Source organism: Rothia nasimurium, from assembly GCF_042660305.1.
GTDB classification, from domain to species: Bacteria; Actinomycetota; Actinomycetes; order Actinomycetales; family Micrococcaceae; genus Rothia; species Rothia nasimurium.
On record NZ_JBHSTW010000026.1, the window covers coordinates 26,296 to 52,214 of the forward strand.

At 58.2% G+C, this 25,919-nt stretch carries 23 protein-coding genes; 8 read left to right on the plus strand and 15 right to left on the minus strand.

All coding sequences use genetic code 11. The features are described from left to right. Positions 1–6: 6 nt before the first annotated feature. Both ACFP6B_RS10725 and ACFP6B_RS10730 read right to left on the minus strand, forming a co-directional pair. Positions 7–1,191, minus strand: coding sequence for a glycine betaine ABC transporter substrate-binding protein (locus ACFP6B_RS10725; protein ID WP_377129869.1), 1,185 nt, complete (start codon positions 1,189–1,191; stop codon positions 7–9). Continuing rightward, positions 1,184–1,660, minus strand: a complete 477-nt coding sequence (locus ACFP6B_RS10730) for an NUDIX domain-containing protein (RefSeq protein WP_237186041.1) — start codon at positions 1,658–1,660, stop codon at positions 1,184–1,186. The genes ACFP6B_RS10725 and ACFP6B_RS10730 overlap by 8 nt, the downstream gene beginning before the upstream one ends. 126 nt (positions 1,661–1,786) lie before the next feature. Between ACFP6B_RS10730 and ACFP6B_RS10735 the strand changes: the two genes are divergently transcribed. Continuing rightward, a complete protein-coding gene (locus ACFP6B_RS10735) occupies positions 1,787–2,827 on the plus strand; it encodes a mechanosensitive ion channel family protein (RefSeq protein ID WP_377129871.1) in 1,041 nt (346 codons plus the stop codon). A gap of 32 nt (positions 2,828–2,859) precedes the next feature. On the opposite strand, the gene ACFP6B_RS10740 is transcribed toward ACFP6B_RS10735, so the two are convergent. The 5 genes from ACFP6B_RS10740 to galU form a co-directional block, all read right to left on the minus strand. Next, positions 2,860–3,786 carry a LysR substrate-binding domain-containing protein gene (locus tag ACFP6B_RS10740; protein ID WP_237206245.1) on the minus strand — a complete coding sequence of 309 codons (927 nt, stop codon included), beginning with the start codon at positions 3,784–3,786 and terminating at the stop codon, positions 2,860–2,862. Further along, a complete protein-coding gene (locus ACFP6B_RS10745; RefSeq protein ID WP_237186038.1) occupies positions 3,783–4,247 on the minus strand; it encodes an SNARE-associated domain-containing protein in 465 nt (154 codons plus the stop codon). Before ACFP6B_RS10745 ends, ACFP6B_RS10740 begins: the two co-directional genes overlap by 4 nt. 369 nt (positions 4,248–4,616) lie before the next feature. Beyond that, positions 4,617–6,257, minus strand: coding sequence for a CYTH and CHAD domain-containing protein (locus ACFP6B_RS10750; protein ID WP_377129874.1), 1,641 nt, complete (start codon positions 6,255–6,257; stop codon positions 4,617–4,619). A gap of 129 nt (positions 6,258–6,386) precedes the next feature. Further along, positions 6,387–7,277 (minus strand): hypothetical protein, encoded by an 891-nt coding sequence (locus ACFP6B_RS10755; RefSeq protein WP_377129876.1) that lies wholly within the window; start codon positions 7,275–7,277, stop codon positions 6,387–6,389. A 201-nt stretch (positions 7,278–7,478) separates the two neighbouring features. Continuing rightward, the gene (gene galU / locus ACFP6B_RS10760) at positions 7,479–8,384 is read right to left on the minus strand and encodes a UTP--glucose-1-phosphate uridylyltransferase GalU (RefSeq protein WP_237194634.1); all 906 of its coding nucleotides are present in this window, start codon (positions 8,382–8,384) and stop codon (positions 7,479–7,481) included. Positions 8,385–8,486: 102 nt separating this feature from the next. Here galU and ACFP6B_RS10765 point away from each other — a divergent pair, with 102 nt between their 5' ends. Continuing rightward, entirely contained in the window at positions 8,487–9,092 is a 606-nt protein-coding gene (locus tag ACFP6B_RS10765) for a 5-formyltetrahydrofolate cyclo-ligase (RefSeq protein WP_377129878.1), read from the plus strand. Between the two features lie 64 nt (positions 9,093–9,156). After that, positions 9,157–9,339 carry an FmdB family zinc ribbon protein gene (locus ACFP6B_RS10770; protein ID WP_377129880.1) on the plus strand — a complete coding sequence of 61 codons (183 nt, stop codon included), beginning with the start codon at positions 9,157–9,159 and terminating at the stop codon, positions 9,337–9,339. A 56-nt stretch (positions 9,340–9,395) separates the two neighbouring features. Here ACFP6B_RS10770 and ACFP6B_RS10775 read toward each other — a convergent pair whose 3' ends face one another. From ACFP6B_RS10775 to ACFP6B_RS10795, 5 genes are all read right to left on the minus strand, one after another. Further along, positions 9,396–9,632 carry a hypothetical protein gene (locus ACFP6B_RS10775; RefSeq protein WP_377129882.1) on the minus strand — a complete coding sequence of 79 codons (237 nt, stop codon included), beginning with the start codon at positions 9,630–9,632 and terminating at the stop codon, positions 9,396–9,398. Continuing rightward, positions 9,625–13,530 (minus strand): DEAD/DEAH box helicase, encoded by a 3,906-nt coding sequence (locus tag ACFP6B_RS10780; RefSeq protein WP_377129884.1) that lies wholly within the window; start codon positions 13,528–13,530, stop codon positions 9,625–9,627. Before ACFP6B_RS10780 ends, ACFP6B_RS10775 begins: the two co-directional genes overlap by 8 nt. A 126-nt stretch (positions 13,531–13,656) precedes the next feature. Beyond that, positions 13,657–14,112 (minus strand): cell shape determination protein CcmA, encoded by a 456-nt coding sequence (locus ACFP6B_RS10785; protein WP_377129886.1) that lies wholly within the window; start codon positions 14,110–14,112, stop codon positions 13,657–13,659. Beyond that, a complete protein-coding gene (locus tag ACFP6B_RS10790; RefSeq protein WP_237194640.1) occupies positions 14,109–14,876 on the minus strand; it encodes a MurR/RpiR family transcriptional regulator in 768 nt (255 codons plus the stop codon). Before ACFP6B_RS10790 ends, ACFP6B_RS10785 begins: the two co-directional genes overlap by 4 nt. A 95-nt stretch (positions 14,877–14,971) precedes the next feature. Beyond that, positions 14,972–16,591 (minus strand): alpha-glucoside-specific PTS transporter subunit IIBC, encoded by a 1,620-nt coding sequence (locus ACFP6B_RS10795; RefSeq protein WP_377129888.1) that lies wholly within the window; start codon positions 16,589–16,591, stop codon positions 14,972–14,974. 290 nt (positions 16,592–16,881) lie between these two features. Between ACFP6B_RS10795 and ACFP6B_RS10800 the strand changes: the two genes are divergently transcribed. The 4 genes from ACFP6B_RS10800 to ACFP6B_RS10815 all read left to right on the plus strand — a co-directional run bounded on the left by ACFP6B_RS10800 (position 16,882) and on the right by ACFP6B_RS10815 (position 21,758). Next, complete coding sequence (locus ACFP6B_RS10800; RefSeq protein WP_377129890.1) at positions 16,882–17,712, plus strand: endonuclease/exonuclease/phosphatase family protein; 831 nt, start codon at positions 16,882–16,884, stop codon at positions 17,710–17,712. 22 nt (positions 17,713–17,734) lie between these two features. Then, complete coding sequence (locus ACFP6B_RS10805; protein WP_377129901.1) at positions 17,735–19,468, plus strand: alpha-glucosidase; 1,734 nt, start codon at positions 17,735–17,737, stop codon at positions 19,466–19,468. 3 nt (positions 19,469–19,471) lie between these two features. Continuing rightward, positions 19,472–21,211, plus strand: a complete 1,740-nt coding sequence (locus ACFP6B_RS10810; protein WP_377129891.1) for a glycoside hydrolase family 13 protein — start codon at positions 19,472–19,474, stop codon at positions 21,209–21,211. Positions 21,212–21,338: 127 nt separating this feature from the next. Beyond that, on the plus strand, positions 21,339–21,758 hold the full coding sequence (locus tag ACFP6B_RS10815; protein ID WP_377129893.1) for a VOC family protein: 420 nt from the start codon (positions 21,339–21,341) through the stop codon (positions 21,756–21,758). A 113-nt stretch (positions 21,759–21,871) separates the two neighbouring features. Here ACFP6B_RS10815 and ACFP6B_RS10820 read toward each other — a convergent pair whose 3' ends face one another. Further along, positions 21,872–23,059 carry an RNA-guided endonuclease InsQ/TnpB family protein gene (locus tag ACFP6B_RS10820; RefSeq protein ID WP_377129895.1) on the minus strand — a complete coding sequence of 396 codons (1,188 nt, stop codon included), beginning with the start codon at positions 23,057–23,059 and terminating at the stop codon, positions 21,872–21,874. Between the two features lie 66 nt (positions 23,060–23,125). Here ACFP6B_RS10820 and tnpA point away from each other — a divergent pair, with 66 nt between their 5' ends. Further along, complete coding sequence (gene tnpA, locus ACFP6B_RS10825) at positions 23,126–23,563, plus strand: IS200/IS605 family transposase (RefSeq protein WP_377129897.1); 438 nt, start codon at positions 23,126–23,128, stop codon at positions 23,561–23,563. A gap of 121 nt (positions 23,564–23,684) precedes the next feature. On the opposite strand, the gene ACFP6B_RS10830 is transcribed toward tnpA, so the two are convergent. Together ACFP6B_RS10830 and ACFP6B_RS10835 are read right to left on the minus strand one after the other, a co-directional pair. After that, the gene (locus tag ACFP6B_RS10830; protein WP_377129903.1) at positions 23,685–24,833 is read right to left on the minus strand and encodes a restriction endonuclease subunit S; all 1,149 of its coding nucleotides are present in this window, start codon (positions 24,831–24,833) and stop codon (positions 23,685–23,687) included. Continuing rightward, entirely contained in the window at positions 24,830–25,831 is a 1,002-nt protein-coding gene (locus ACFP6B_RS10835; protein WP_377129899.1) for an HsdM family class I SAM-dependent methyltransferase, read from the minus strand. Before ACFP6B_RS10835 ends, ACFP6B_RS10830 begins: the two co-directional genes overlap by 4 nt. Positions 25,832–25,919: the final 88 nt, after the last annotated feature.

Sequence of the window (25,919 nt, forward strand, 5' to 3'; positions counted from 1 at the left end):
TTTAGATTACCCTTTCATGCGGGTCAACCAGAAATGGGCGGCGTCGGTTTCTGAGACGGGGTTATCGCCGCTCGTGAGCGTATTGAGGCGCACCAGGGAATCGGTGTCGAGGTGAGCGGAGACATCGTTGATGATGTCCTTGACCTGCTGGGGCAGCTCCCCGGCGCGGGTGACGGGAACGATGTTTTGCGCGAGCTGGGTGCGCTCGGGGTCCTCAAGCAGCACGAGGTTATTGGCCGGGATCTCTGCGCTGGCTGAGTACATGTAGCTCATGCTGCTTGCGCCGGTGATGAGCTCCTGGGCCTGCTCTGACCGGCTGTCAGCGGTCTTGCTGGTTTCCGGGGTGCAGCTGTAGTGGGTGCTCAGCGAGGTAGCACCACTAGGGTTTGTGGCGTAGTTTTCGGGGGCAACCAGGCTGAGCTCAGAGCAGGCCTGCCCCAGGTCGCTCATGGTCTCCAGACCATAGCGCTGGGCAGTAGCCCGGGTGACCACGTAGCCATACCGGTTAGTAGCGTTCGAGGGCGAGAGCACCTCAGCGGTATCGGGCAGGGCACGGTCAACGTAGCTGACGATGTCGTTGCTACTGAGCCCGCGCACGTTCAGCGAGGTAGCGCTGGGGCTGGGCGTAGCGCTAAGACTTGGTGTAGCGGTAGGGCTGGTATCAGCGGACGCGCCCGCACTAGCTTCTGCGCTCGCAGTCGGGTCTGGCGCGGGGCTGGTTTCTGCCGCGGCGCTAGCCCGCTCTTCTTCGATAATGGTGGGGCTAACCGCTCCGTTATCGGTGAGGTAGAGCAGCAGGTCACCAGATAAATCAGGGGTGATATGCACAAGCCCCTCTACCGGCTCGGTCGCAGTAGGGCTGGCTGTAGCGGTGGCGGCGGTGTCTATCCCCATACTGGCAAAGTAGGCGGGTCGGCTACCGTCGGTCTCAACCACTTCAACGGTGTAGCCCGCTTCTTGCAGGGCAGCCTGGTAGATATAGGCTGCGTGTCGGGTCTCAGCCGTCAGCCCGGTACCGATACGCAGGGTAGCGGTCGTGGCGGGGCTGGTCGAGACAGTTGTGTTGCTGCCGGTCGTTGAGCTGCCACAGCCGCTCAGTAGAAGGCCAGTGGCCGCAGCGAGAGCAACCAGCTGGGCGCGGTAGCCCTGTGCGCGTGGGCGTCCTTGTTCCTTAGTCGCTTCCCTAGTCATGCGAACCCTCCCGGTAACTGGCTGCCAGCTCACGAGCGTCCGCGTACCCTAAGAGACGTGCGGCCTCATCCACCAGGGAGTAGTAGAAATGCTGGTCGAGCTCAGCCAGCGGAACCCACTCTGCCAGGTCGGTCGATCCGCCAATCTCGGCAGTAAGTTCTCCGCCGGTGATATGGGCAGTGTAGATGGTACGCAGGGCGCAGAAAGGACGGGTTGCCCCGGCTTCGGGCTCAAAGTAGGCCGCGTGCACCCCCAGCAGGCGGTCAAGTTCCACCCGGTAACCGGTTTCTTCAAAGACTTCGCGCACGGCAGTCTCATGGGGTTGTTCGCCGGGGTCCATGCCGCCACCGGGTAGGGTCCAGCCGGGGCGGTAACCGGGAATATGCGGTACCCAGCGGGAGAGCAGAATCTTGCCGTCCTCAATCACCACGGCGTAAGCGGCCGGGCGGGTATCCATCACCAGGGGCATCTCTTCTTCCTTTGTTCGTCTCTGAAAAACCAGTCTATTGCACCCTTGGCTCAGGTGCGCCGCCCTAGCGTTCGCGGGCAGCTGGCATTCCGGTTTTCTTCAGCCAAAGACGATAGGCTCGTAGGTATGACAGCGACCGGGATTTTAGCAGCAGAAACAACACCCCTTGAAGAAAGCGCCGAGGCCGCCGGAACCGTAATGGCCAGGCTGGCCAGCCTAGATTTTTGGCTGGGAGCGCCTCTGCGCATACTCATTATTATCATCCTCGGGTTCGTCTTGCACGGCCTGGTGCGTGTGATCATTCGCCAGGTCACCGACTCTATCGCCCGCGGCACCCGCAACCGGGTGGTTGCAGCAGAAGAGAAAAAGGGCGGCAAAACTAGCCGGTGGAAGACCGATACGTCTCTGGCGAGCACCCGCCAGTCCCAGCGAGCGCAGACCGTTGGCTCGGTGCTCCGGTCGGTCTCATCGATTGTGATTTGGACGGTCATGATCGTCATGATTATCGCCGAGCTGGGCTTCAATATTGCCCCCGTCATTGCCTCAGCCGGTGTAGTGGGTGTGGCGCTTTCGTTCGGTGCCCAGTCTCTCGTTAAAGACTTCCTCTCGGGTATCTTCATCGTGGCCGAAGACCAGCTGGGCATCGGTGACTGGGTCAACTTAGGTGAGGCCGAGGGCGAGGTGGAGGCAGTGGGTCTGCGCACCACCCAGGTGCGGGATACGGCAGGAACCCTCTGGCACGTGCGCAACGGCGAGATTCTGCGCGTGGGCAACTCTTCCCAGGGCTGGGCCCGCACCATCATCGACCTGCCCATTCCCTACGATGCCGATATCGACGAGATGGCGAGCTTCCTCATGACCTCAATTCAAAAAGCCATCAAGCTACCCGGTATCAAAGAGAACATCTCGGGTAAGCCCCAGTACCTGGGTGTGCAGTCTGTAACCGGCGAGTCGGTGGTACTGCGCCTGACAGTCAAGACCGCTCCCTCCGAGCAGTTCGCGGTGGGGCGTAAGCTCCGGGAAGAGCTCAAGAAGGCTATGGATCAGCGGGGCATTCGTATTCCGCTGGCTAAACAGTCGGTGATTCACAGCGAGATACACGAGGAACGCGCCGTGGTTTCATCTTCTGCCCAGAAAGCAGAAGAAAAGACCGACCAAAAGAGCTAGCTCTCGGTTAGCCCCTCAGCGCAACTTGTTATTTAGCGCTTTTTGCCCCGGGAGCCTCGGCCCGAGCCCTTGGCGCTCCCCTTGCCACCCTTCTGGGCCTGGTACTGACGCAGGTTACCGTTCTTCTGGGCGTTCCGCTTCTTACGGTCTTCCGCCTCACGGCGCTTATTAGCAGCCGCCCGCTTCCGCTTAGCCTCTTCCTTCTCGCGCCGCTGCTTCTCAAGGGCTACCTCGCGGCTATCACTACCGCGATGAGAGGCAGCGGTGCGGCCGCGGGTAATACCCACAAAGTCCTGGATTACCTGCTCGCGGGCGTCCTCACGCACCTCCCGCTTCCACACCAGCAGAACCGGGTACTCACCCAGTCCCTCAACCGGGCGGTAGGTCAGGTCTTTGCGGTGGTAAAAACGGGCTACAGACATCGGCACCACCAACAGGCCCAGCCCGGCAGCCACCAGCTCAATCGCGTCGGCCCGGTGCCTCATTTGAGGTAGCGGACGCGGGTTCTCGGCCCGGTAGTCGGCGGAAAGATCGCGCCATTCGGGCACCTCATCGGGGCTCTGGAGTAAAAATTCTTCGGCTAGCTCAGCAACCGGAACGGTCTCGAGCACCGTCAGCAGGTGATCCTTAGGGAGTACCACCACCGGGGTTTCCCGGTAGAGTTCAATCGCGTGGTAGCGCTTCTTATCGCGGGCTTCGGGCTCGTCCTCAGCGCGCACCAGCGCCATATCCGCAAAAGCATCGAGCGAAGCAAGGCCCTGCCCCTCAGCTAGGGCTACGTCGGTCAGAGGAGCCAGCGCCGAATAGCGCTCCCGCCACCGGGTAAACCACTTACCGGGCATAACCCCGGGAACAAACCCCACGCAGAGACCGGGCACCTGCCCCACCTGCTCATAGCGGGCGGTCTGATCGTCAACCAGCAGGTCGGGGTGGGCAAGAATCAGCTCGCTCAGGGTCATAGCTTAGTGTCTTTCGGTAGTCGCGGCATGGAACGTTTTCTGTCCCAGATTTTTGCGGTGATAATGACGGCCGCCAGCAGGGCCAGCACCAGGGCGGCCACCCGTGGGTTCTCAAGCCAAAGCCAGACAACCGACATGCCAACCGTTGCGTAGATGGTACCCCACATGAAAGTGCCCACCAGCATAGCTGGAATCCAGCGGGACAGGGGCATACGGGTAAAGCCGGTAGTCAAAATAACCGCAGTTTGAAAGCCCACCGTCAAGAAACAGGCGGGAACAGCCAGCACACCCCAGCGATTCACAAAATACTGGGCCCGGCGGTAGAGGGGGTGGCCCATCAGGTGCTGTATCTTCTCAAAGCGGGAACCCCCAGCCTGGGCTAACCAGCCCAGAGAAAAGACGAGGGAGGTACGCACAATACCCACCACCCACATAAAGCCGATGGCGGCAACCCAGTGCAAACTTTCAAGCCATTCCCTCACCCCACCAGTCTAGCCTGTTCTCAGAGTCTGGCACGGCGGCGTCCGCCCCTCTTCCACCTGAAAATCGCCCGTTCCCCCCAGTGGCAAGGCACAACAAGCCATTTTTTAGGTTCACCTATCCCACAAAATAGGTTAACCAAAAAAATTTTCGCCAAAGACTAGCCACAGGGGGCTTAATTAGGTTATATTTTTATTACCAAATAGCCGCAAGGCCCTGTGGGAGGGCTGGCTAGGCGGTACAAAGAAGACTTTTCTTCCTGTGTGTGATGCAGCTAGAGGCACCCGACTGAGGTGCCTCTAGCTTTTTAAAGAAGGTCAGCTACGAAGCCGTAGGGCTCACGGGCAGATTTAGGTAAGCTTGATAGCTTTTACTTTCTTGAGGGCCCGGGGCAGGGCGTCAAAGGCAGTCATGCGAAGCCCCATAGCCAGCAGCTCCGAGCGGCCCAGCAGGTAGCCGACCGCGAAGGGATCAAGCCCCAGCTCGTTGGCCTGCGCACGCAGGCCCAGAAGCCAGTCCCCCATCGTCAGCTCATCGGTCAGCTCACCCAGCTCTGCCTGAACAGCCTTAGCCCGCGCCACCAGCTCAGCCTGGGGCTCGGTCAGGGGAAGCCCAGCATCGGCAGCAGCAAAGAGGCAGTAGCGCACCGCCTTAGCTGCCTTACGCACATCATGAAGGCCCTCATCAAAAGCAGCGCCCGCGGAGAAGTCAGCCGCCTGCTCTGGCCAGGTAGCCACGGCCCGATCCCCCTGCTTGACCAGGCTCTTCCGCAAACGCTTAGCTACCTTATTCACGTAGTTCTCACTATTGAGGGGGAGCTCCACAGCCAGGGTCACATCGGCCAGTAAGGATTCGAGAGCCAGCTGAAGTTCCAGCCTCCCAGCAGAGGCCAGGTAGCGGCGGGCCTGGGCAGCTGCGTCCGCCTGCTGGTGTTCCATGACCGCATCGAAGGCAGCGCCTGCGCTCTCTCCCAGCACCGGGTGGGCCTGCAAGACCTGCTGGGCCATAGGGTGTACAAGCTCACCGTTACGGTGCATTTCTAGCTGGCGGGCATAGGTTTTCAACCCCTGCATCATATCTTCCAGAGCTGGAGCAAAACCGCTGCGCGCATAGGGCAGGGCCATGTACTTCAGCACGCTCCGCAGCTGACGGGCAACAATGCGCCCCTGGTGGGTGGCATCGGGTGCTCCCGCTGCCACTAACAGATCAGCCTGGGCAAGCCGTTGGGTATGAGAGGCAAGTACCCGGGTCAGTAGCTCAGCAGAGCTCGGCACCGGGGGAAATTCAACTGCCAGAGCCTTCTTTTTCTTTTTCGCTGCTTTCTTACCCTGCCCCTTAGCTTTGCCGCCCATTCGCCGGGCCTCAAACTCGGCGTCCTGGCCCAGGGCCCGGGCAATCTTAGCCGGCGACTGCGAGGGCACAGCCCCGACAGCCTGCAGCTGACGGGCAACGTCCGCAAAGAGCGCCTCCGTGAGCTTACGATCTTGGGCGGTCTGCCCCAGCAGCTCTATCTCCCACTCGTGCCAGGCCCGTTCTTGGCCGGTGGCGTAGTCAAGGGCCTGGACCCGGTCATCGCAAATCTCAGCTAGCTGTTCCCCGGTTTTATCAAGGATCACGGTACGGATCCGCTGGGTTTTCAGAGAAACCCGAGGCTCTAGCTCCTCTCCGAGGGCTGGCACCTGCACAAATTTCCTCACCGCAGCGGGCATAGCGGACCGGTTAGATAGCAGGTCAAAGGTCACCTCATGGCGCTGGCCCGCAGCGTCGAACTTGATGTGCCAACCCTGGTCGTAGCCACCCAATCGACGGCGCAGGGCTACCTTATGCCGCCCCAGGTTGCCCGAGGGGGTGTCGTAGTAGGTGGCATCAAGCTGCTCGGTCACAGGTTCACTGACACTCCACCGCTTAAAGCTCCACTCCACCGAGGGAACCTCACTGTTCACATCGGCAAGCTCAAATTTCTGCTCAATTTCCAGGTGGTGTGTAGCCATACGGTTAGCCTTCCTCAGAATATCGTGGGGCGGTGTGGTCCTGCCCCTCAAACAGAATACCCAGCTTCGCGGCCTCTCAGGGTGAGACTACGGCTGGGTATCTATTCTTTGAAAAAACTTCATCTTCGCCTAGGCGCGGCGGCGCTTCAGCACATCATCAAGGTTGAGGCTTGCTGCCTCGGCCAGGGTCTGGGTCTGGGCCTTCGGAGCTGCTTCAGTCTCAAGCGGAGCAGGAGCTTCCCTGCGCACGGTCTCTGCTTCAAGGTAGGTAGGCAGGGGCACCTCGGTGACCTGCCAGCGGGTGTCGGGCAGGGCCTCGTCCATGCGTAGGCGGGCGGGCTTTTGCTGGGTAGCGGCCTCGCCGTCAGCAACGGGGGCAGGTGCAGCTACCACCGGGTGATGCTGGGTTTTTGCCCGGCGGAGAGCCTTAGCCGCGTGGCTGACCGGCATCTGCTGGCGGGCACGGGCAGGACGCTCGGGGGCAGGCTTCAGCTCGACAGTAGAGACGGTAGCTGCTGGGCGACCCTGCTGGCGGCTGGGGGCGTGAGAGGTGCTTGAGGGGGCAGAAGGACACCGCTGGGCCTGGCGCTGTTCAACAGCCAGTACGGTGCGGGCCCGCCTACGGTCGCGGTCACGCAGGGCCAAAACCCGCAAGGTAGCCAGGCAGGCCAGGCTAGCAAGCAAGAAGAGGAGGGGAAGGAGCGGGGCCGCTCCACCGGTGAGAGACAGAACCCCCGTAACCAGGCTGGCCAGCGCAAAGGCTAGAGCTAGCCCAAACACAGCCAGACGGGTGGGCTTCAGCCGAAAAGCCGGGGCAGTTTCGGTCGTGGCCTGAGCCGGAGGGGCGGACGGCGCACAGCGGGTCTCAGCCTCGCTGGCGTGGCTCTCAACAATATCGGCAACGAACTTCTCAGCCCCGATGCTGGTCACAGAATATGACTTACGGCGGCGCACAACGAGCCCAAGGCCAACCAGCACGCATACCAGCAAAATAAGGCCTGAACCACTCAGGAAGTCCATCGCTGCCCCCGTTCTTTATCTCTGTGACACAAATATCTAGTTCATTCTACCCCAGCTCCCCCAAACAGAGCAGGGCTATGAGACAAGAACTGGGTACCTTCCTTCTAGAAGGTACCCAGTTCTTCTGCTTCCAAGCTACTCACTACCGAACGGTTCAAGGCCTCCCTTAGCCCCGCGTCCGCCCAGCAGTAGCATCAGGGCTTACAGCTCGGCTGCGAATTCCTTAATCCAGGTACGCAACTCAGGGCCCAGATCATCGCGCTCAGCAGCGAGAATAACGTTGGCCTTGAGGTAGGAGAGCTTGTCGCCGGTGTCGAAACGGCGGCCCTTAAAGACCACGCCGTAGACACCTTCGCCCTCGCCGGTGCCCTGAGCCAGAGTCTGCAGGGCATCGGTCAGCTGGATTTCATCGCCGCGGCCCGGTGCGGTATTTTCCAGCACCTCAAAGACCTTGGGGGAAAGAACATAGCGGCCGATGACGGCCAGGTTTGAGGGGGCATCCTCAACAGCGGGCTTTTCGACCAGGCCGGTGACCTTAACGAAGCCGTCCTCGCCCTCAACAGCCTGCACTGCGGCACAGCCGTAAGCAGAAATCTGCTCTTCGGGGACCTCCATCAGGGCAACGACAGAGCCGCCGGTCTTCTGCTGGACAGCAACCATGGCAGAGAGCAGGTCTTCTTTTTCGTCAATCAGGTCATCACCCAGCAAAACCGCGAAGGGCTCATTGCCAACGTGGACCTTGCCACGCAGTACAGCGTGGCCCAGACCCTTGGGGTCGCCCTGACGGACGTAGTGGATCTCACCCAGGTCGTTGGAGTCTTCAACACTCTTGAGCAGGGCGTCCTTGCCCTGGTCAGCGAGCTGCTGTTCCAGACCGGGTACACGGTCAAAGTGGTCCTCTAGGGCGCGCTTGTTGCGGCCGGTAATCATCAGAACGTCGTTCAAGCCAGCGCGAATGGCTTCTTCGACAACGTACTGAATCGCAGGGCGGTCCACCACGGGCAGCATCTCCTTAGGAGTGGCCTTGGTGGCGGGAAGGAAGCGAGTGCCGAGACCGGCGGCAGGAATCACAGCCTTGGTCACGGAGAGTGATTTATTTTCAGTCATACCTTTCAGAATACCCAAATTTTAGAGTTTGTCTGCATTCGCTGCCCTAAAGAGAGGTAAATTGTGACTAGATTCAGCTAACACTTCTTCAGGAGGGCACCCGTGAGCTCTAGTAGATCAGCAAGCACCGCCCAGGCTAAGGCCTTTGCCCGCAGCTACCTGCGCAGACGCCGAACCCACAACCCACCGCATCAAGAAACGGCTCAGGGCTTTGAACGCACCCTAGCTCCCCTCTGGCAAGGCCTCCCTGCAGGCAGCACCCTTGCCGCATTTCTGCCCCTTCCCACTGAACCTCCCCTGCTACCGGCCCTAACCCGGGCCGTAGCTGAGGGATACCGGGTGCTGGTGCCGGTCGTCCGCCCCCGGCGTCAGCTGGCCTGGGTAGAGTGGCAGCCTCAGGTAGAACACACTATCAATGCGCTGGGTATCGTGGAGCCGGTAGGTGAGCGCCACGGGGCTGAAGCCTTTATCCAGGCAGACCTGCGCCTGGTACCTGCCCTTGCCTACGATCTGGCAGGGCGGCGGCTGGGGCAGGGCGGCGGCTACTATGACCGGCTTTTTGAGCAGCTCGACCCTCTGGCACAAGAGCCCTCTACCGTGGGGGTGGTGTTTGAGCGGGAAATTCTCGATGGCCTGCCTGCAGATAGCTGGGACGCCCGGCTGCACTTTGTAGCGACAGAGAAGACCCTGCACCGCCTGGGTAATTGAGGTCGAGCCGCCAGAACAGAGTAGAATAACCCCCAGATTTATCGCCTATTTGATGGAGTTATCCGTGCCTGTTTACGTTTACCAGTGCAAGAACTGCGGCCACGTGTTTGAGCAGCGCCAGTCGTTCTCGGACGACGCGCTCAAGACCTGCCCCGAGTGCGGCCAGGACACCCTGCGCAAGAAGTTCGGCCAGGTCGGTGTGGTTTTCAAGGGCTCTGGTTTCTACGCCAACGATAAGGGCAAATAAGCCTAGAGACGTTCAAGGGGCTGCCTGCCACGGTATGTGGTAGGCAGCCCCTTCTTTTATTGCCCGTAGTGGGGTGGGCGTTGTTCTTTGAGCCAGGTTGCCCGGGCGTCCTCCCCCTCGGTAGCCGGGGCGGACGCACTTGGTTCGGTGAGGCCTGCCAGTTTGGGTTCGGTGCCGGTGAAGGCTGAGCCGCCGGTGGCCCGGCGGTGGCCGCGCCGTTTTTTGGGTACAGGGCTGTAGCGGTGGCCAGGGGTTTCAGTTCCTGCTGGCTCAGCGCCTGATAGCTTACTCATTGCGCCCCAGCCCCAGGTAGCTTCCAATCCGGCCGACCAGGGTTTCGGGGTCTGAGAAGACCTCGATAGTCCAGCAGGTCATGTGGTTCCAGCCGGTACGGGCCAGGAGCTCAGGAATCAGGCGGGAGCGTTCGCGCACGCTCATGGCGGCATAGGCGTCTGATCCGTCGGAAACAACAGCCAGGGGTACCCTCACCGGGGTGGTACGGTCGACGTCCTGCACCATGGTGCGGGCCCGGGGACTAGCCACTGCTCCGGCCAGTAGGGATTCTTCCTCACTCGTTGCAATCAACGAGATTAGGGGAACGTCCGATTCGTGCAGGGTGACCTTGTGCTGGCCCAGGCGGCGCACCAGGTCGTTGAGCAGCCAGTCGCCCATGTCGATGGCTTCTAGGTGGTCGTTGGTGAGGAATTCGTTGACCGGTAGCTTGTCGGTGATGGGCTTGGTCAGCTCCTGAGCGGCGCGAGCTTCTTGCTCACGGCGGTAGGCCAGTAGCAGGCGGTAGATATCGAAGGCCCCGTATTCTAGGCGCTGGGGGTCCAGGTCTTCGGGGGTCACGCAGGTGACCAGGCGGGTGAGGTGGCGGGCGCGGGTGGTGGCAAGCACGAAGCTTTCACGGCCGCTGCGCTCGGAAAGGTGCCCGAAGTGGTGGGCTGCCCCCTGGGCTGTTTTGCCGGCGCCAAGGGCGAAAATAATGACGTCCCGTTCCATATCGACGGCGCGGGAGACATCAACGACGCGGAAGGATTCGTCCCCCGCTGCGAAGTAGGGGGCGAATTGGGGGTAGCGCGCTAGTAGCTGGCGGACGGCCTCGGCGATACGCTGGGCGTGACGGGCTGTGGTGGTAACTACGGCCAGGGTCTGCTGGGGGCTGCGGTAGGCGTGCTTGATGACCATTTCGGCTACCCGCTGCACCTCAAGGCTGGGTGAGTCGAGGGCGGCGTTGTCGGAGACCCGCCCGGTGACGTCCACATATTCCACGGTGAGAGCCGGGGTGCCGTCGGTAATTTCTTCGCCCCAGGGGTAGCTGGTGAGAGCCCCGCCGTAGAAGTGTTCGTTGAGGTAGGCAAAGAGGGCGGGGTCTACGGCTCGGTTAACGGTTGCGAGGGAACGTGCGGGCAGGACCTTGGCTAGGGCCTCGAAAGTGCTGACCAGTTTTTGGTTCTTGATAACCGGCGCGTTCTGGGCTACCGCAGAGACCATGAAGGGTGAGGGGAAGCCGCTGTGGGGGTCACCCAGGGCTATGACCTGCTCTGCCCGGATGAGGGCAGGTAGGTTAGCTGCCAGCGGGGTGGATTCGGCATCGAGCAGGATTGCTGCGTCAAAGCGCATGCCGGTGGGTACCTTGCCTGAGAGGGCGAAGGGGCTGGTAATCCACAGGGGTAGCAGGGTGGTGGCCATGGTGGGGGCATGGGTCAGCACCTGCTGGAGGTTGAACTCATGGCTCTTGAGCTGGCTGCGCAGGAAAGCCGCTTCGTGGTCGTACTCGTGGATGCGGGCGCGCCAGGTATCGGCTACGCGGGCATGCAGGCGGGAGGGGGCGGACGCCAGGTGCGAGTAGTCTGCCCGGCGAAAGCGGGTTTCGAGGTCGCGCAGGGTGTCTGCACTCAGAATCTCAAGTTCTTGAGAGGCCAGCATCATTTCAAGGGCGGTCTGCCACCAGGCAAGTTCTAGTTCAGCAGCTACAGCGCCGCTTTCGAGCTGGCGTTCGTAAAAGTCATCGAGGAGTTCGCCCAAGCCCTGGTCGCTCAGTTCCCGGGTGAGGCGGACGCGCTCAGGCAGGGTGTGTAGGAGCCATTCGTCATCGATGAGGGCGGCAAGCCTCTCTTCGAGCTGGTTGAGGGGGGTGGCTGAGAAGCGGGTGCCGGCCGGGGAATCTTCCAGCACGATAGCTAGCCCCGTGAATTCTTCGAGCAGGGCGGTGTAGCGGGCCCGCAGGTCGGCGAGGTTCTCAGGAATGGTGGGGACGCGTTCGTCCTTAGCCAGGCCAATCCATTCTTCGCGCTGGCCCTGAACGATGAAGAGGTTCTCGTGCAGGTCTGAGATGTTGACGCCGGGCACGATGTATTCTTTGGCGGCCCGGCGCAGGCGGGAGCGCTGGATGCTCGACATGTCGATGCCGTGCTCTCGTCGCCAGGTTCCGCTCGCGGTGGCGGCGATCAGGTCGGTGACAGGTCGGTCGAAGATATCGGGGCTGAAGCGGGTGAGGGTATCAGCGATACGCTCAAGCAGGTCAAGCTGGGTTCCCCAGTCGTCCATGGTAGTGGCGGGCTTCAAGCCGGTTTCGTCGGCCATGAGAGCCATACCCGCTGATACTTCTTTCAGGGAAGTACGCAGGCTCTTGACGAGGGCGTGGGCGGCTTCAGTGTCTTCTGGGCTGGTGAGCTTAGCCCGGTGCCAGGCTGAGGCCCTGGTTGAGGGGCGGAAACCGCCGAGGTCAGCTAGGCGCTGGAGCTTGTGGACGGTCTCTGTGCGGCGGGTCAGCTCGTCCATGGTGGTGCGGGCTAGACGTACCTGGGTAGAGGGCGCCGGGTCCTGGGCGGTAAGCGCTGCCAGGGTTTGAAGGGCATCGTAGACAGAGCAGCCCCAGCGGGATTCGGTGAACCGCAGCGATTCGGTGTGGCCGCGCAGCTTGGAACGGGTTTCTACCAGTTCCCGGTGGATATCGGTGACGTTGGGGGCGGGAGCCTTCTCATCGCGCACAATCGCTGAGATGAACTCCTGCCGGTAGGCCTCTGAGTCCCGTTCGGTCAGCAGATCGAAGGTGAGGTCGGTGAGGTGGGTACGTTCCAGCAGGCGGTTGAAATCGTTGAGGGTGGAACGCTTCTCCCCTACCACAAGCACAGATTTCCCCTGGTGAATCAGTGCCGCGGCGATGTTGGCTGCGGTGCCGAGCTGGTCGGTACCGGGAGCGGTGGTCACAGCCAGGGAGTGCCCCAGGTGGGCCAGGTCGACGATATCCTGCCCGCTGGCGTCCGCATCCACCACCAGCATGTCGGTGTCAGGGTCGCGGCTATCAAGGGGTTCGCGGGTGTTGTGGATGGGGGCAACGAAGGGCTGCTCCAGCGGGTTGAGCTTGAGCTGGGCAATATCGCGGACGAGCGGGGTGTGGGCGGTTGCCGGTAGCTCCCCGGTGCTTTCCTTGAGATCTGCGAAGGTCGAGATGAAATAGGTAGAGCGAATCGTCATGCCGGGGACGGCTCCGGTCGTAGCCCGCATGCGCTCAATGACCGGTTCGGGGTCTAGCTTGCGCATGGAGTTAGCCAGCTGGGCAACGTCCATGGTACCCAGGTCGATGCCGTACTCTTTCTTGATCTGCCGCACCATGGCGGGGTTGAGCTGGGCAGGGCCGGTCAGCTGAATCTCGAAGTCATCGCTGGTGGGGTGGGGGGTGATAGCAAGAGGAGCCATCAGGATAGGGGCGATAAAGCGCTTCTCCCCCACCATTCCGTCCTCGCGCACATCGCGTGAAAGCCAGGAAGCTGTACCCGCTACGAAGTAGCCCGCGTCCAGCCCGTGCCCGGTCGCCAGCTCAAAGATTTTGGTGCGCAGGGCACGGGCAGCCACCATACCGGCTTCAAGTTTGGCCTTGTCGCGCAAGATGGTAGAGAGGCGGGTCTTTCTGCCCATAAACATCTGGGCAACACCCGAGGAATTGGCGTCGGTGAGGTCGATGTGCACGTAGTCGACCTGGTTGAAGTCCAGCATGGCATCGGGGCCGGTGTAGGTTTCCATCTGCTCGGCCCAGGCCTCAAGGCCAGCCTGCACCTGAGCTGTTACCTGTTCATCAGCAGCAGAGTCGGGGGCTTCCTGCGGGGTCTGCGCATGGCCCTGGGACCAGGGGGCGGCGCCGGTAGTGCGCTCGTTAGCGGTTTCAGGGTCTACCTGCTCGTTCACTGAATCTACTCTAGCTTTCTGCACGTGTTAACTTCCCTACCATCATAGAGGTTTCAGGCCCGTAGCACAGGTTCGCGGGTCCTATAGGAAGGCCCCGTTCCTAAGAACAGGGCCTGTGAGGTTTCTTTAGCCTGTAGCCAGGTTGACGTAGGCCAGCAGGGTGAGCAGAGATAGCAGACCGAGCAGAGCCATACCCGCAAGAATGATCCAGCGCAGACGGGGAGCGAAGGGCTCACGAGGAGCATCCCAGAGGGATCGGGTGTAGAAGTAGCTCAGCAGGAACCCGGGAATATTGCCGGTGAGAAGCTGCTGGGCTACCGCAAACATGCCAAAGGTGCGCTCGGTGTTTTCGTTTTCGGTTTCTGCAGCCCGAAGTAGGCCCACCATAATCAGCGACATACAGCTTACGATGAAGGCAAGGGCGATAGCCGGTTCGTTGAGCATTTCGCGAAAGTCGACGTTTTCTCCACGAGATACCGCGAACTGGTAGAAAAAGAAAATAAAGGGGCTGATTAACCAGTACCAGAAGAGGAAGGTGCGGAGGCGCTGGGTGTCGCGCAGGGCGTAGAGCAGGGCGTTCATGAATTCTTTTCTTGGGTATCGATGTACTGGATATATTGGCGCACCGTGTAGTCCAGCAGGACGGTCAGGGCGACAAAGGAGTGGTAGGGTTCCTTGGCGCTGAGGGTAACGGTGGGGGTGGACTCGTAATGCAGCGAAAAATCTGCGGCAGCAGAGATGGTGTTGACGCCCAGTGCTGTAATGGCAATCATGGGAATCTTGCGGGCAGCCAGGGCACGTACGGTGGGTAGGGCGCTTTCAGTTTCGCCCGAAAGCGAGGCAATAATGACGAGGTCATCGGGCTTCATCACCCCGATGCTCCCGCGGAATTCGCTGGAGGCCGGGATAACGTGGGTGAATTTACCGCAGGCCAGCATAGACTTCGAGAACTCTTGAATCGCGGTGCGCTGGGCAAAGCCGGTGCCGTAGCAGTAGATGGTACGAGCCGATTCAATTTTTTTCAGAATCGGTTCGAAATCGACGTTCGTCAGCCCCTCGTAGGTTTTGAGAATATCGGAACGGCCGCTTTCTAGAAAATCCCTGTTAGGGGCGGCAGCGTCAGAGAGAGAATTTTTCACGAAAAACTTCAGTTCGGCAAAACCAGAGAAGCCTAGCTTCTTCGTCAGGCGGATAATGCTGGACGTTGAGGTAAAGGTCTTGTGGGCCAGAGCGCTAATGGTTGAGTCGGCAACGAACTGCTCGTTGTTGAGCATGAAGGCGAGTATCTCGCGCTCGGTGTCGCTGAGGCGGTTCTGGTGCGCGTTGACGAGTTCCTGTAAGTCCACAAAGGGCTCCTGAAGTTTTGCGGTTCACTGCAATTCTATACAGTATAGGCGCTAAAACATCAGGAGCCCTGTGTTAGGTCATTGGTAGTAGGTGTCTACTTACCAGCGTTGACCATTTCTTCGAACTTGTCGCGGACCTGGGGTACGTCCATACCGACGATAACTTGCAGGGCCTTGCCCTTGTTGACCAGGCCGAGTGCGCCAGATGACTTGAAGTCAGCTTCGGTAGCGACCAGTGAGGGGTCATCTACTGAGACGCGCAGGCGGGTGGCGCAGTTATTCACATCGGTGATGTTGGCGGGGCCGCCGAGCAGGGCCAGGAAGTCGGTTGCGCGCTGGGTGTAGGGGTCGGATGCTACAGCGGTTGCTGCTGCACCTTCTGCGCCCAGGGTGCCGTTCTTCTTGGCTTCCTTGTAGTCAGCCTTGGTGTAGAGCTTGGTTTCGCCACCGTCTACTTCGCGACCGGGGGTATTGAAGTCGAACTTGAGGATCAGGAAGCGGAAGACGACGAAGTAGATCAGGGTGAAGCACAGACCGATACCAATCTGGGTGAGAACCATACCTGAGTGGTTGGGCCACATGGGGATCCAGTTCTGGAAGAGGAAGTCAATCAGACCGCCGCCCATGTTACCGACAACGCCGAAGGCGTACATGGTAGCTGACATGGTTGCGGCCAGGACTGCGTGTACTGCGAACAGCGGGGGTGCCAGGAAGAGGAAAGTGAATTCGAGGGGCTCGGTGATACCGATCAGGATTGCGCTGAGGCAGACGGGGATCAGCAGAGCCAGGGTTTCCTTGCGCTTTTCGGGGCGAGCAGTGGTGTAGAAGGCTGCTGCGATACCGAGGGGGCCGAAGACCTTGGAGTTACCGTGCAGGGCGAAGCCGCCACCGGGGAAGAGTTCCTTGACGGGGGTGGTTGATGCTGCGAAGGTTTCGAGGTTAGCAACCCAGTACTTGGTGATGCCGTCCGGAACAACGGCGGGGCCGAAGACGAAGGGGGTGTAGATGAAGTGGTGTAGGCCGGTGGGGATCAGGATGCGCTCAAGGAAGGTGTAGAGCCATACGCCGAAGACGCCGGATGAGATGAAGAAGCCCTGCAGGGAGCCAATGCCGGTCTGGATGGTGGGCCAGATAGCGACGAAGGCGAGCGCGATAGGCATCATCAGGAAGAAGCCCAGGCCGTAGACGAACTGGGTGCCCTGGAAGATACCGAGGAAGTCGGGCAGCTTGGTGTTGAAGTAGCGGTTGTGCAGCCATACAACGATAGCGGAGATGATGATGGCGCCGAAGATGCCGGTGTCGAGGGTCTTGATGCCCGCGATCATCTTCAGACCGGTACCTGCTGCTCCTTCGGAGAGGTCGACAGTGAAGTCGACGCCGAACTTGTCGCCCCAGATGCTGAGGATAGAGTTAACGAAGTAGTTGAAGGTCAGGTAGATCATGCCTGCTTCGAGCACGGCACGGGCCTGGGCGGTCTTAGCCAGAGCGATGGGAAGACCCAGAACAAAGAGGAGTTCCATCTGGTTGAAGACGGTCCATGCGCCTGATTCCCAAACGGACCAGAAGTTGTACCAGCCGGTACCTTCTGCGGCGATGCTGCCCAGAAGCTGCTCGTTCTTGCAGATAATGGCGATACCCACTGCAAGACCGGCGAATGCAAAGATGAGGACGGGGGCCAGCATGGCCGAGCCGAACCTCTGAATCTTCTCCATCATCGGATAAGAACCTTTCGTGTATAGGTGGGGCTCGCCGTCTGCTTGCTGCGTTGGTGTGTGCGGAGCGCCACCCGTGTGATTACTAGGCCTATCTAACCATTCTTTGGGGGCCCGCGAGAGTGATTTGGGGTACTTTGGCATTAATGCCGTGAACTGGCACGTTTTTCGGGAGCGGGTAAAAGTGCCGGGGCTCGGGAGCCGGGTTTGTTGGGGGCAGACAGGCTCGGCGCACCTAGGATGGGTAGCCGTAGGTTTCCCTTCTTCACCCGCGAAAGTGACGCTTGTCCTCGATGAAACTATTAACTCTGAACACCCACAGCTGGCTTGAGGTGCACCAGATTCCCAAGATTTTTGAGTTGGCTCAGTTTATTGTGCGGGAGCAGGTTGATGTGGTTGCTCTGCAGGAGGTCAACCAGTTTGTGAAGTCTCCCATGGTAGATGCCCCGCTGGGCTTTGCCGGAGGTGCTGACCGCCCCGTCCGTCAGGATAACTATGCTCTGCTGCTCAACCAGTTTTTGGAGCAGCTAGGGTCCCCCTACTACTGGGCCTGGTCAGTTTCCCACTTAGGCTTTGACCGCTACGACGAGGGTGTAGCCCTTTTGACCAGGCAACCTTTTGAAGGCTGCAAGCTGGTTGATCTTTCTCCTGCTTATACAGATCAGGACGTGGCCCGGCGGGTTGCCGTGGCGGTACACCTGGGCGAGGAGTTCGGGGGTGCCTGGGTTGCTAGCACCCATATGAGCTGGTGGCAGCTGGCCGGAGTACCCCTCTTCTCGGATGAGTTCACCCAGTTAGAGACCCAGATGCGCACGCTGGCAGGGGACGCTCCCATCATCCTGGCAGGAGACTTTAATAATGCTGCCCAGGTGCAGGGTGAAGGCTATGACCTGATGCTAGAGCGTGGCTGGATCGATACCTACCGGGTTGCTGAACAGGTCACCGGAGAATTTACGGTGCATAAATCTATTCATGGCTGGGATAACCTGACCCAGGCCCTGCGTATCGACCTAGTACTCACCGACCGGCCCACGCGCGTCCGCACCCACGAGGTTGTCTTCCCCGACACCGATGAAACTGCAATCTCAGATCATTCCGGTCTATTACTAACCCTCGATATCTAGCCAAGCCGCAAAGGAGCACATGATGGCACGCGAAACCCAGTGGTGGCAAGAACCCGTTGTCTACCAGATTTACCCCCGGTCTTTTAACGACTCCAACGGTGACGGTATCGGAGATTTGCCCGGTATCACCGAGAAAATCCCCTACCTGGCAAAGCTCGGGGTGGACGTCATCTGGCTCTCGCCCATCTACAAGTCCCCCAACGACGATAACGGCTACGACATCAGCGACTACCGCGACATCATGGACGAGTTCGGTACCATGGCTGACTTCGATGAGCTGCTTGAAACCGCCCACGGTGCCGGTATCAAGATCATGATGGATCTGGTGGTCAACCACACCTCTGACGAGCACGACTGGTTTGTGCAGGCCAAGAGCAGCAAGGACAACCCCTACCGCGACTACTACATCTGGAAGGACCCTGCAGGCTACTCCGAGGACGGCACCCCCATCCCGCCCAACAACTGGGTCGCCGCCTTCTCCCCCTCCGTCTGGGAATGGGAACCGGCCACCGAACAGTTCTACCTGCACCTCTTCTCCACCAAGCAGCCCGACCTCAACTGGGAAAACCCGGTCGTCCGCAACGAAGTCTACGACCTCATGCGCTTCTGGCTCGATAAGGGCGTCGATGGCTTCCGCATGGACGTCATCAACCTCATCTCCAAGGACCCGGCCTACCCCGATGACCCCCAGGTAGCAGCCGGTGGCGGCACCGACTCCATCACCATGGCAGCCAACGGCCCCCGAGTGCACGAATACCTCGCAGAAATGAACAGGGAAGTCCTCTCCCACTACCCCGTCATTACCGTGGGCGAGGCTCCCGGCGTCACCACCGCCGACGGTCTGCTCTACACCGGCTTTGATCGAGGCGAGCTCCAGACCCTCTTCCAGTTCGAGCACATGGGCGTGGACGCCAACCCCAACCCGGCCCTGGGCAAGTGGAACGATGAGCGTTTCGACCTGCGCGACCTCAAGCGGATTCTCACCAAGTGGCAGGTCGACCTAGCTGGTAAGGGCTGGAACGCCAACTACTGGAACAACCACGACCAGCCCCGCGCCGTCTCCCGCTTCGGCAACGATTCACCCAAGTACCGGGAACTCTCCGCCAAGATGCTGGCCACCGTGCTGCACGGCATGGCAGGTACCCCCTACATCTACCAGGGCGAAGAGCTGGGCATGACCAACGTCTTCTTCACCGACCTGGCTGACTACAACGACCTGGAAATCCACGACCACTACGCCAAGCTGGTTGGCTCCGGTGTGGTTGACCACGACACCATGCTGCGCTTTATCTCAGCCTCCGGCCGCGATAACGCCCGAACCCCCATGCAGTGGACGGCCGGTGAGCAGGCTGGCTTCACCAGCGGCACCCCCTGGCTGAAGCTTAACCCCCGCTACACTGAAATCAACGCCGAGGCAGCCCTAGCCGATGAGAACTCGGTCTTCTACCACTACCGCGACCTCATCAAACTGCGTCATGCCCACCCCATCATGGTCAACGGTGTCTATGAGCTGATTGATTCAGCAGAAGTACCCGCCACCGAAGACGGCCAGGTCTACGCCTACCTGCGCCACGGCACCGGCCCCACCGAGCACCAAACCCTGCTGGTCGTGGCCAACTTTACCGACGGCGTCCTCACCCGCACCTTCACCGAACCAGGCGGTGCGCGTACCCTGCTCAGCAGCAACTACACCGACGATGCAGGCGCAACCCTGCGCCCCTACGAAGCAAAGATTTACCTCTACGAAAGGGACTAGACCATGGCAAATAATTCAGGAAAGACCTGGTGGAAGGAAGCGGTCGTCTACCAGATTTGGCCGCGCAGCTTCAACGACTCCAACGGCGACGGTATCGGCGATATCCCCGGCATCACCGCCCGCCTGCCCTACCTGGCAGACCTGGGAATTAACGTCATCTGGCTTTCCCCCGTCTTCGCCTCCCCCAACGACGACATGGGCTACGACATCTCCGACTACCGGGCTATTATGCCCGAGTTCGGCACCATGGACGACTTCGATACCATGCTCGAAACCGCCCACTCCCTCGGTATCAAGATTCTGATGGACCTGGTGGTCAACCACTCCTCCGATGAGCACGAGTGGTTCGAAAAGTCCCGGGCCTCCCGCGATAACGACTACCGCGACTACTACATCTGGCGGGATTCTTCGGGCGTCGATGAGGACGGTAAGCCCCTCCCCCCCAACAACTGGGGCAGCGAATTCGGCGGCCCGGCCTGGGAATACGATAAGACCACCGATCAGTGGTACCTGCACATGTTCTCCCGCAAGCAGCCCGACCTCAACTGGGAGAACCCCAAGGTCCGCCAGGAAATTTTTGACCTGGTCACCTTCTGGCTCGATAAGGGCGTCGACGGCTTCCGTCTGGACGCCATCAACATCATCTCCAAGCCCGAGGGCCTGCCCGATGACCCCAGCGTCGACCCCGAGAAGCACTCCTCGTCTATTCCGTTCGTAATCGCTAACGGCACCAAGGTGCACGAGTGGATGCACGAGCTCAACATGGAAACCTTCGACAAGTACGACTGCATGACCGTGGGCGAGATGAGCGCCACCGGCCCCGATGAAGCTGTCCAGTTCTCCGGTTTCACCACCGACGAGCTGCACATGATCTTCCACTTTGAGCACATGGGCCTGGACTCTGACCCTGAGGCCGGCATGGGCAAGTGGTCCCGTAAGCCGGTTGAGCTGACCGAGATGAAGCAGATTCTTAACACCTGGCAGACCGAGCTGGACGGCAAGGCCTGGGGCTCCCTCTACTGGAACAACCACGACCAGCCCCGCGTGGTCTCCCGCTTCGGCAACGACTCGGCTGAGTACCGCGAGCTCTCCGGCAAAATGCTGGCCACCGTGCTGCACGGTATGCAGGGCACCCCCTACATCTATCAGGGCGAAGAGTTCGGCATGACCAACGTGCAGTTCGACTCGATCGAGGACTACAAGGACCTGGATTCGATTAACTTCTACACCGATATGGTCACCGAGCACGACCGCATGAGTTCGGATGAGGCTATGGCCCTGATCTACGCCAAGGGCCGCGATAACGCCCGCACCCCGGTGCAGTGGAGCGCGGACGCCGGCGCCGGCTTCACCACCGGCACCCCCTGGATCGGGCTCAACGAGAACTACACCGAGATCAACGCGGCTGAAGCGGTCAACCGCGAGGATTCGCTGTGGCGCTACTACCAGCAGCTGGTAGCCCTACGCCGCGGTGAGCTCAAAGACCTGCTGGTCTACGCTTCCTTTGCGCCCCTGGACCCTGAAGACTCTGAGGTGTACGCCTACGAGCGACACGGGGACAGCGAGAAGCTACTGGTCGTCGCTAACTTTACTGACGGCGTCCTGACCCGCTCCTACCAGGTGCTGGAGGGTGCGGATGCTCAGGTGGTGCTGTCCAACTACGCGGACGCCGCCGAGCAGGCTGCTGGGGCTGAGCTGACCCTGCGCCCCTACGAGGCCCGAATATACCGTATCGCCGCCTAACACTAGGTACCATCTAATTCGGAAAAACCCACGAACCAGGTGGGTTTTTCTGATTTAGATGGTCTTTTCTGTTAACCGGTGCGTGGTACTCTAAAACCCCTCAATCACTTTTAGAGAAAGGCCACCCATGGCTATCCAGTTCAACCCTTACTTCACCTTCGCAGGTAACGCCCGCGAAGCCATCGAATTCTACGCTGAGGTCTTCGGCGGCGAAATCCAGCTTGCAACTTTCAAGGACTTCCAGGCCCCCGTCGCCCCCGAGCACGAAAACCTGGTCATGCACGCCGAACTCATCACCGAGCACGGCTTCAACCTGCGCGTCTCCGACGGCGCTGCCCTCTCAGAAGCCCCGGCGCAGGCCACCACCAACATGGAAGCCTCCATCATCGGTCCCACCGAGGACGTCGACACCGCCCGCCCCTGGTTCGACAAGCTCTCCGACGGCGCAACCAACATCCAGCCCCTCACCGCTGCCCCCTGGGGCGCCACCTTCGGCTCCCTCACCGACAAGTACGGCATCGCCTGGATGTTCAACTTCGGCGGGTGACTTCCTCCCCTCCCTCACGGGAGGGGCTTCCTACCAACTAACCCGCGATTCCGACCAGGCGAGTTCATCACCGGCCATCACCACCACAGGCTAGTTCTCGATGGGTTCTTGCTTCACACAAGGACAGCGCCAGCAAGCTGACGTCTTACATCCTCTCCACAAGCGTTTAGGCTCTCGGCAAGCCCTGCCGCGAGCATGATATTAACCGCCGCATTGTAATCACGGTCAAGCCAGGTTTCACATTCCTGACATTGCCAGACCCTGATGTTCAGGGCTTTCTTCCCACCTGGGGCCCCGCAAACAGAGCAGGTCTGGGTGGTAGGGGCGAACCTATCAATCTTGATAAGCCTTCCACCGGCGGTAGCTAGTTTGTATTCCAACATGCTTACCAGCATTGCCCAGGCAGCGTTATTGATTGATTTCCCTAACCGGGTGCGCGACAGCCCTGTAATGTTCAGTGTTTCTACTGCCACTGTTTGGTTTTCACGGGTGATAGTAGAGGTGAGTTGATGCAGGTAGTCATTGCGCTGGTTGCGGATTTTTTGGTGGATTTTAGCTATAGCAATGGCAGCTTTTGTACGGTTGTTTGAGCCTTTCTTGGTGCGAGCAAACTTGCGTTGAGCACGGGTAAGTTTGCGCTGGTTTTTCTGGTAAAACTGTGGGGTGTCAATCTTGTATCGCTGCCCGCTAGTAGTGGTGATAGTGGCAAGGTGGGTAAGCCCCAGGTCAATACTGGCAGCCTGGGCGGGGGTGGCAGTGTGGTGCTGGGCTTCGAGGATAAAAGAGGCCCAGTATTTGCCGGTGCTATCTTTGCTGATGGTAAGGCTGGTGGCGTTCTCTACATTGCGCCCTGCTTTGCCTTTGACCCAGCCAACCTTGGGGATATAGAGCTTGAACTTCCCATGCTTGGCGTCATAAACCTTGACTTTGAAGGAGTTGGCCCCAGGTAGGCGAAACGACTGCACCCCTTTACGAGTGCGTCTGGGGGTTCTTGCTTTCTTGCCTGCGGCACGTTTTTTCACCATTGCAGCGTAGGCATCTTTTGCCTGAGCACAGGATTCTTGCAAGGCAGCTGCCGGGGCCTGTGCAAGCCAGGGGAAAGCTGTCTTTTTGTTACTGACGGTCAGGATAGAGCGTAATTGTGAGTGGGTCTTACGCTGCAGCACCTGGTTCTCGTACTCGTAGGCTCGGTAGGCAGTGTACTGGTTGAAGATGAACCGGACGCAGCCGAAGACACGCGCCAAGTCTTGTTCTTGCCCGCTGGTTGGGTAAATCCTCGTTTTATATCCTCGCTTACTCATTGTTCACCTCCAACCTACCGTAAAATACTACCTAGAATTATATACTCTACAATAAGGAAAACCACTGTGAATAAAGATGATTACAGGCGCGGCAGGCATGTGGTCTATGATTTGCATGCTCATATTGTCCTAACCCCCAAATACCGCAAAAAAGTGATGACCGAGCGTGTCCATGCTCTGATTGAAGAGACCACCAAGGAAGTCTGCCACCGCTTCGATGTTGTGGTAGATGAGTTCTATACAGATCAAGACCACGCCCATCTGCTGATTACATACCCACCCAAGGTTTCTCTATCTACCCTGATTGGGGCTATTAAGACCAACACTGCTAAGCGGGTGCGAGCTGCTAGGTTTGAGGAAGTGCAGCGGGCTTTATGGGGTGAACATTTTTGGTCACCGTCGTATTTTGTAGCTTCAACGGGCGGGGCTCCTTTGGAGAAGGTGAGGGTCTATGTGCAGCAGCAGGGGCAGGTGCCTCGTGGGCCGGGGAATCCTTTGTGGTGATTTGTCTACGCCCTGACGCCCCCGCACACATCAGCCAAACACAGCCCCACCCAATATCAAAATCGACCCCACCTCTGTTCGAGAGGCGGGGCCATTTTCTAGATTATCAGTAATTTATCCGTTACCGATTTTGAATAACTTGACGGGTAACTACTGATTTACTCTGAGCATATTCAACCAAGTCTTTGATGATGATCTTCTTGATAGCTGAAATCAATATTAGTATTGATTCGTAGTCAATAACATCATCCAATCCGCTAGGAAGAATCAATATGTCTTTCTGGACGCGCCCACTCCATGTCGCCAGAAAATCTCTCGAATACTTAGGGTAAAGAACTTTTTCCAGAGCCGCGCTTAAGAACAAATTAATTTCATGATTTCCTGGATTTTGTTTATGCGAAATAAAGTAACTCTCAGCAAGGATTCCCGTCGACTCTTTCTGAGCATAGACCTTCCCAGCAGCAATAGCCCCGTTATAGACGACTGAAATAATATTATCCCTGACCTCAGCAACACCGTTCTTGGCCCAGTACATTATTCCATTATCACCATATTTACAGTAAACAACAGGTGTTGCAAATATTTCACTTCTATTTTTTTGAACATCACTCTTCGAAAATTTTTTAACTGAAATTTTTTCAAAAATATCTTCTACAGAGAATTCCTTCCAGTTGAGCGAGTCAAAGTTTGAAACTATAGCCTCCTCTTCAGAAGTTAGGATATAGTTGTCAAGACCTGAAGCCTCCAAGTAAGCTTCTAGCTCCGCTAGATGCGCAGCTTCTAGCTCCGCTAGGAAAGACTCAATGAAATCAAAGTCAATCTCTCTACCCGAAACAGGCAATTTGATGGATTGAGATTCTATTACCTTAATACTATAACTACCAACCCCCCACTCAAAAGAGCTAAACGACTGATTTATTGCAGCTACAAAAAATTGGGCATTCTTTTTTGAGAAAAGTTCAATTTTGGGCTGAAGAATCTTTATTTTATCACCAGTAAAATATGGGTTTTTCTGGTAATAAACTGTCGCAGTATCCTGACCGAAAGATAGAGTGTTGCCAGAATTTAAAAACTCAACAGGTGCATCCAATAATCCTTTTATCCCATTATTTTGTGAAGTTCTTACAACATATGGATAACCAGATTTATTAAGCAATTTCACTTTATTTGCGTTAAAACGCTTCTTTGACGCTTGGACATCAAATAAATCACCAATAGCAAATTCTCCCCACTCAACGTTTTCCAGTTTCTTGCTGAGTGAGGCATTTATTTTCCCAGGCGGTCATCCTCCAGTTTTCGGCCCTGCAAAATATTTGAGACTTCCCAGGCCAGGTAGTCACTCACAGTTTTCTTGAGGTCTTCCAAAGTGGGTTTAATATCAACCGGGGCACTTTGGTTCCAGTCATCTCCAGCAGCAGGGTCAACGGTTCCCTCGTAGAAGTCCTGCTCAGCAATCAAGCTGCGCTTCCGTGCACCGTAGCGCACTAGGTCCACCACTTCTTGGTAGCGGGCCTTAGCATGGTCAGTATCCCGCAGGTTAACGCTGCTCTTGGACTTCTTTCGATTTGCTCTGGTATAGCCATCATGAGAGAAGTCGATAAAGCGGACCGTATCATCTGCCTGGTGGGCTTCCCCCACCTTAAAAACATAAATATGAGTCTGAACGCTAGACTTACCGATGAAAAGGTCGATAGGCATCTTAATACTAGCTAGCAAGGTATTCTTGGTAAGAATCTGTCGGTTATAAACTGAGGCCTTTCCAGAACCGGCAGAACTCTGAATAATAATGGCCGCATAACCAGTAGACATCATAGACAGAGCCTTCTGAACAAAGACCATACCATTACCCTCAGCAGAATAGGGAGGGTTGAGGATAAAGGCAGTAGCAGGGAATTTCTGATTTTGCTCGCCAATTTTTAGTTCCCCAGAGAAATGAAGGGAGTCTTCATTCAGAATACGAGAGCTACCATCACCCATCATAATCATGTTGAGGATAGCCAGCATATAGATGTTCTGAAGAATCTCCAACCCCAAAAGCTGTTCAGCTTTGATGGCCAGAATCTTTTGCTGAAGTTCATCCGGTGAAGAAATAGAATCGTGGGCATCAGCCAGCATCTCGTTCATAGCCGCAACAAGCAGACCTGCTGAGCCAGTAGCGAAATCCCAAACATAGGAATCTTTATTTACTCGAGCTAGCCTGGCAAGCAGAGTTGCCACATAGGAGGGTGTAAGAACAACATCGTTAAGCTTATCTTGGGTAAAGCCCAACCAGCTATAGAGGCTTATTCAAAAGTCCCACCCGCAGCCAAAAACACCAACCCCCGCACCACCGCAAACACCCGCCCATACAACCCCA

What these genes read in the sequence shown, in the direction of transcription:
- ACFP6B_RS10800 (WP_377129890.1), top strand. Translation starts at nt 16,882, where the DNA reads ATGAAACTATTAACTCTGAACACCCACAGCTGGCTTGAGGTGCACCAG.
- ACFP6B_RS10740 (WP_237206245.1), bottom strand. Translation starts at nt 3,786, where the DNA reads ATGACCCTGAGCGAGCTGATTCTTGCCCACCCCGACCTGCTGGTTGAC.
- ACFP6B_RS10750 (WP_377129874.1), bottom strand. Translation starts at nt 6,257, where the DNA reads ATGGCTACACACCACCTGGAAATTGAGCAGAAATTTGAGCTTGCCGAT.
- ACFP6B_RS10810 (WP_377129891.1), top strand. Translation starts at nt 19,472, where the DNA reads ATGGCAAATAATTCAGGAAAGACCTGGTGGAAGGAAGCGGTCGTCTAC.
- galU (WP_237194634.1), bottom strand. Translation starts at nt 8,384, where the DNA reads ATGACTGAAAATAAATCACTCTCCGTGACCAAGGCTGTGATTCCTGCC.
- ACFP6B_RS10820 (WP_377129895.1), bottom strand. Translation starts at nt 23,059, where the DNA reads ATGAGTAAGCGAGGATATAAAACGAGGATTTACCCAACCAGCGGGCAA.
- ACFP6B_RS10755 (WP_377129876.1), bottom strand. Translation starts at nt 7,277, where the DNA reads ATGGACTTCCTGAGTGGTTCAGGCCTTATTTTGCTGGTATGCGTGCTG.
- ACFP6B_RS10785 (WP_377129886.1), bottom strand. Translation starts at nt 14,112, where the DNA reads ATGAACGCCCTGCTCTACGCCCTGCGCGACACCCAGCGCCTCCGCACC.
- ACFP6B_RS10805 (WP_377129901.1), top strand. Translation starts at nt 17,735, where the DNA reads ATGGCACGCGAAACCCAGTGGTGGCAAGAACCCGTTGTCTACCAGATT.
- ACFP6B_RS10725 (WP_377129869.1), bottom strand. Translation starts at nt 1,191, where the DNA reads ATGACTAGGGAAGCGACTAAGGAACAAGGACGCCCACGCGCACAGGGC.
- ACFP6B_RS10795 (WP_377129888.1), bottom strand. Translation starts at nt 16,591, where the DNA reads ATGATGGAGAAGATTCAGAGGTTCGGCTCGGCCATGCTGGCCCCCGTC.
- ACFP6B_RS10815 (WP_377129893.1), top strand. Translation starts at nt 21,339, where the DNA reads ATGGCTATCCAGTTCAACCCTTACTTCACCTTCGCAGGTAACGCCCGC.
- ACFP6B_RS10730 (WP_237186041.1), bottom strand. Translation starts at nt 1,660, where the DNA reads ATGCCCCTGGTGATGGATACCCGCCCGGCCGCTTACGCCGTGGTGATT.
- ACFP6B_RS10775 (WP_377129882.1), bottom strand. Translation starts at nt 9,632, where the DNA reads ATGAGTAAGCTATCAGGCGCTGAGCCAGCAGGAACTGAAACCCCTGGC.
- ACFP6B_RS10735 (WP_377129871.1), top strand. Translation starts at nt 1,787, where the DNA reads ATGACAGCGACCGGGATTTTAGCAGCAGAAACAACACCCCTTGAAGAA.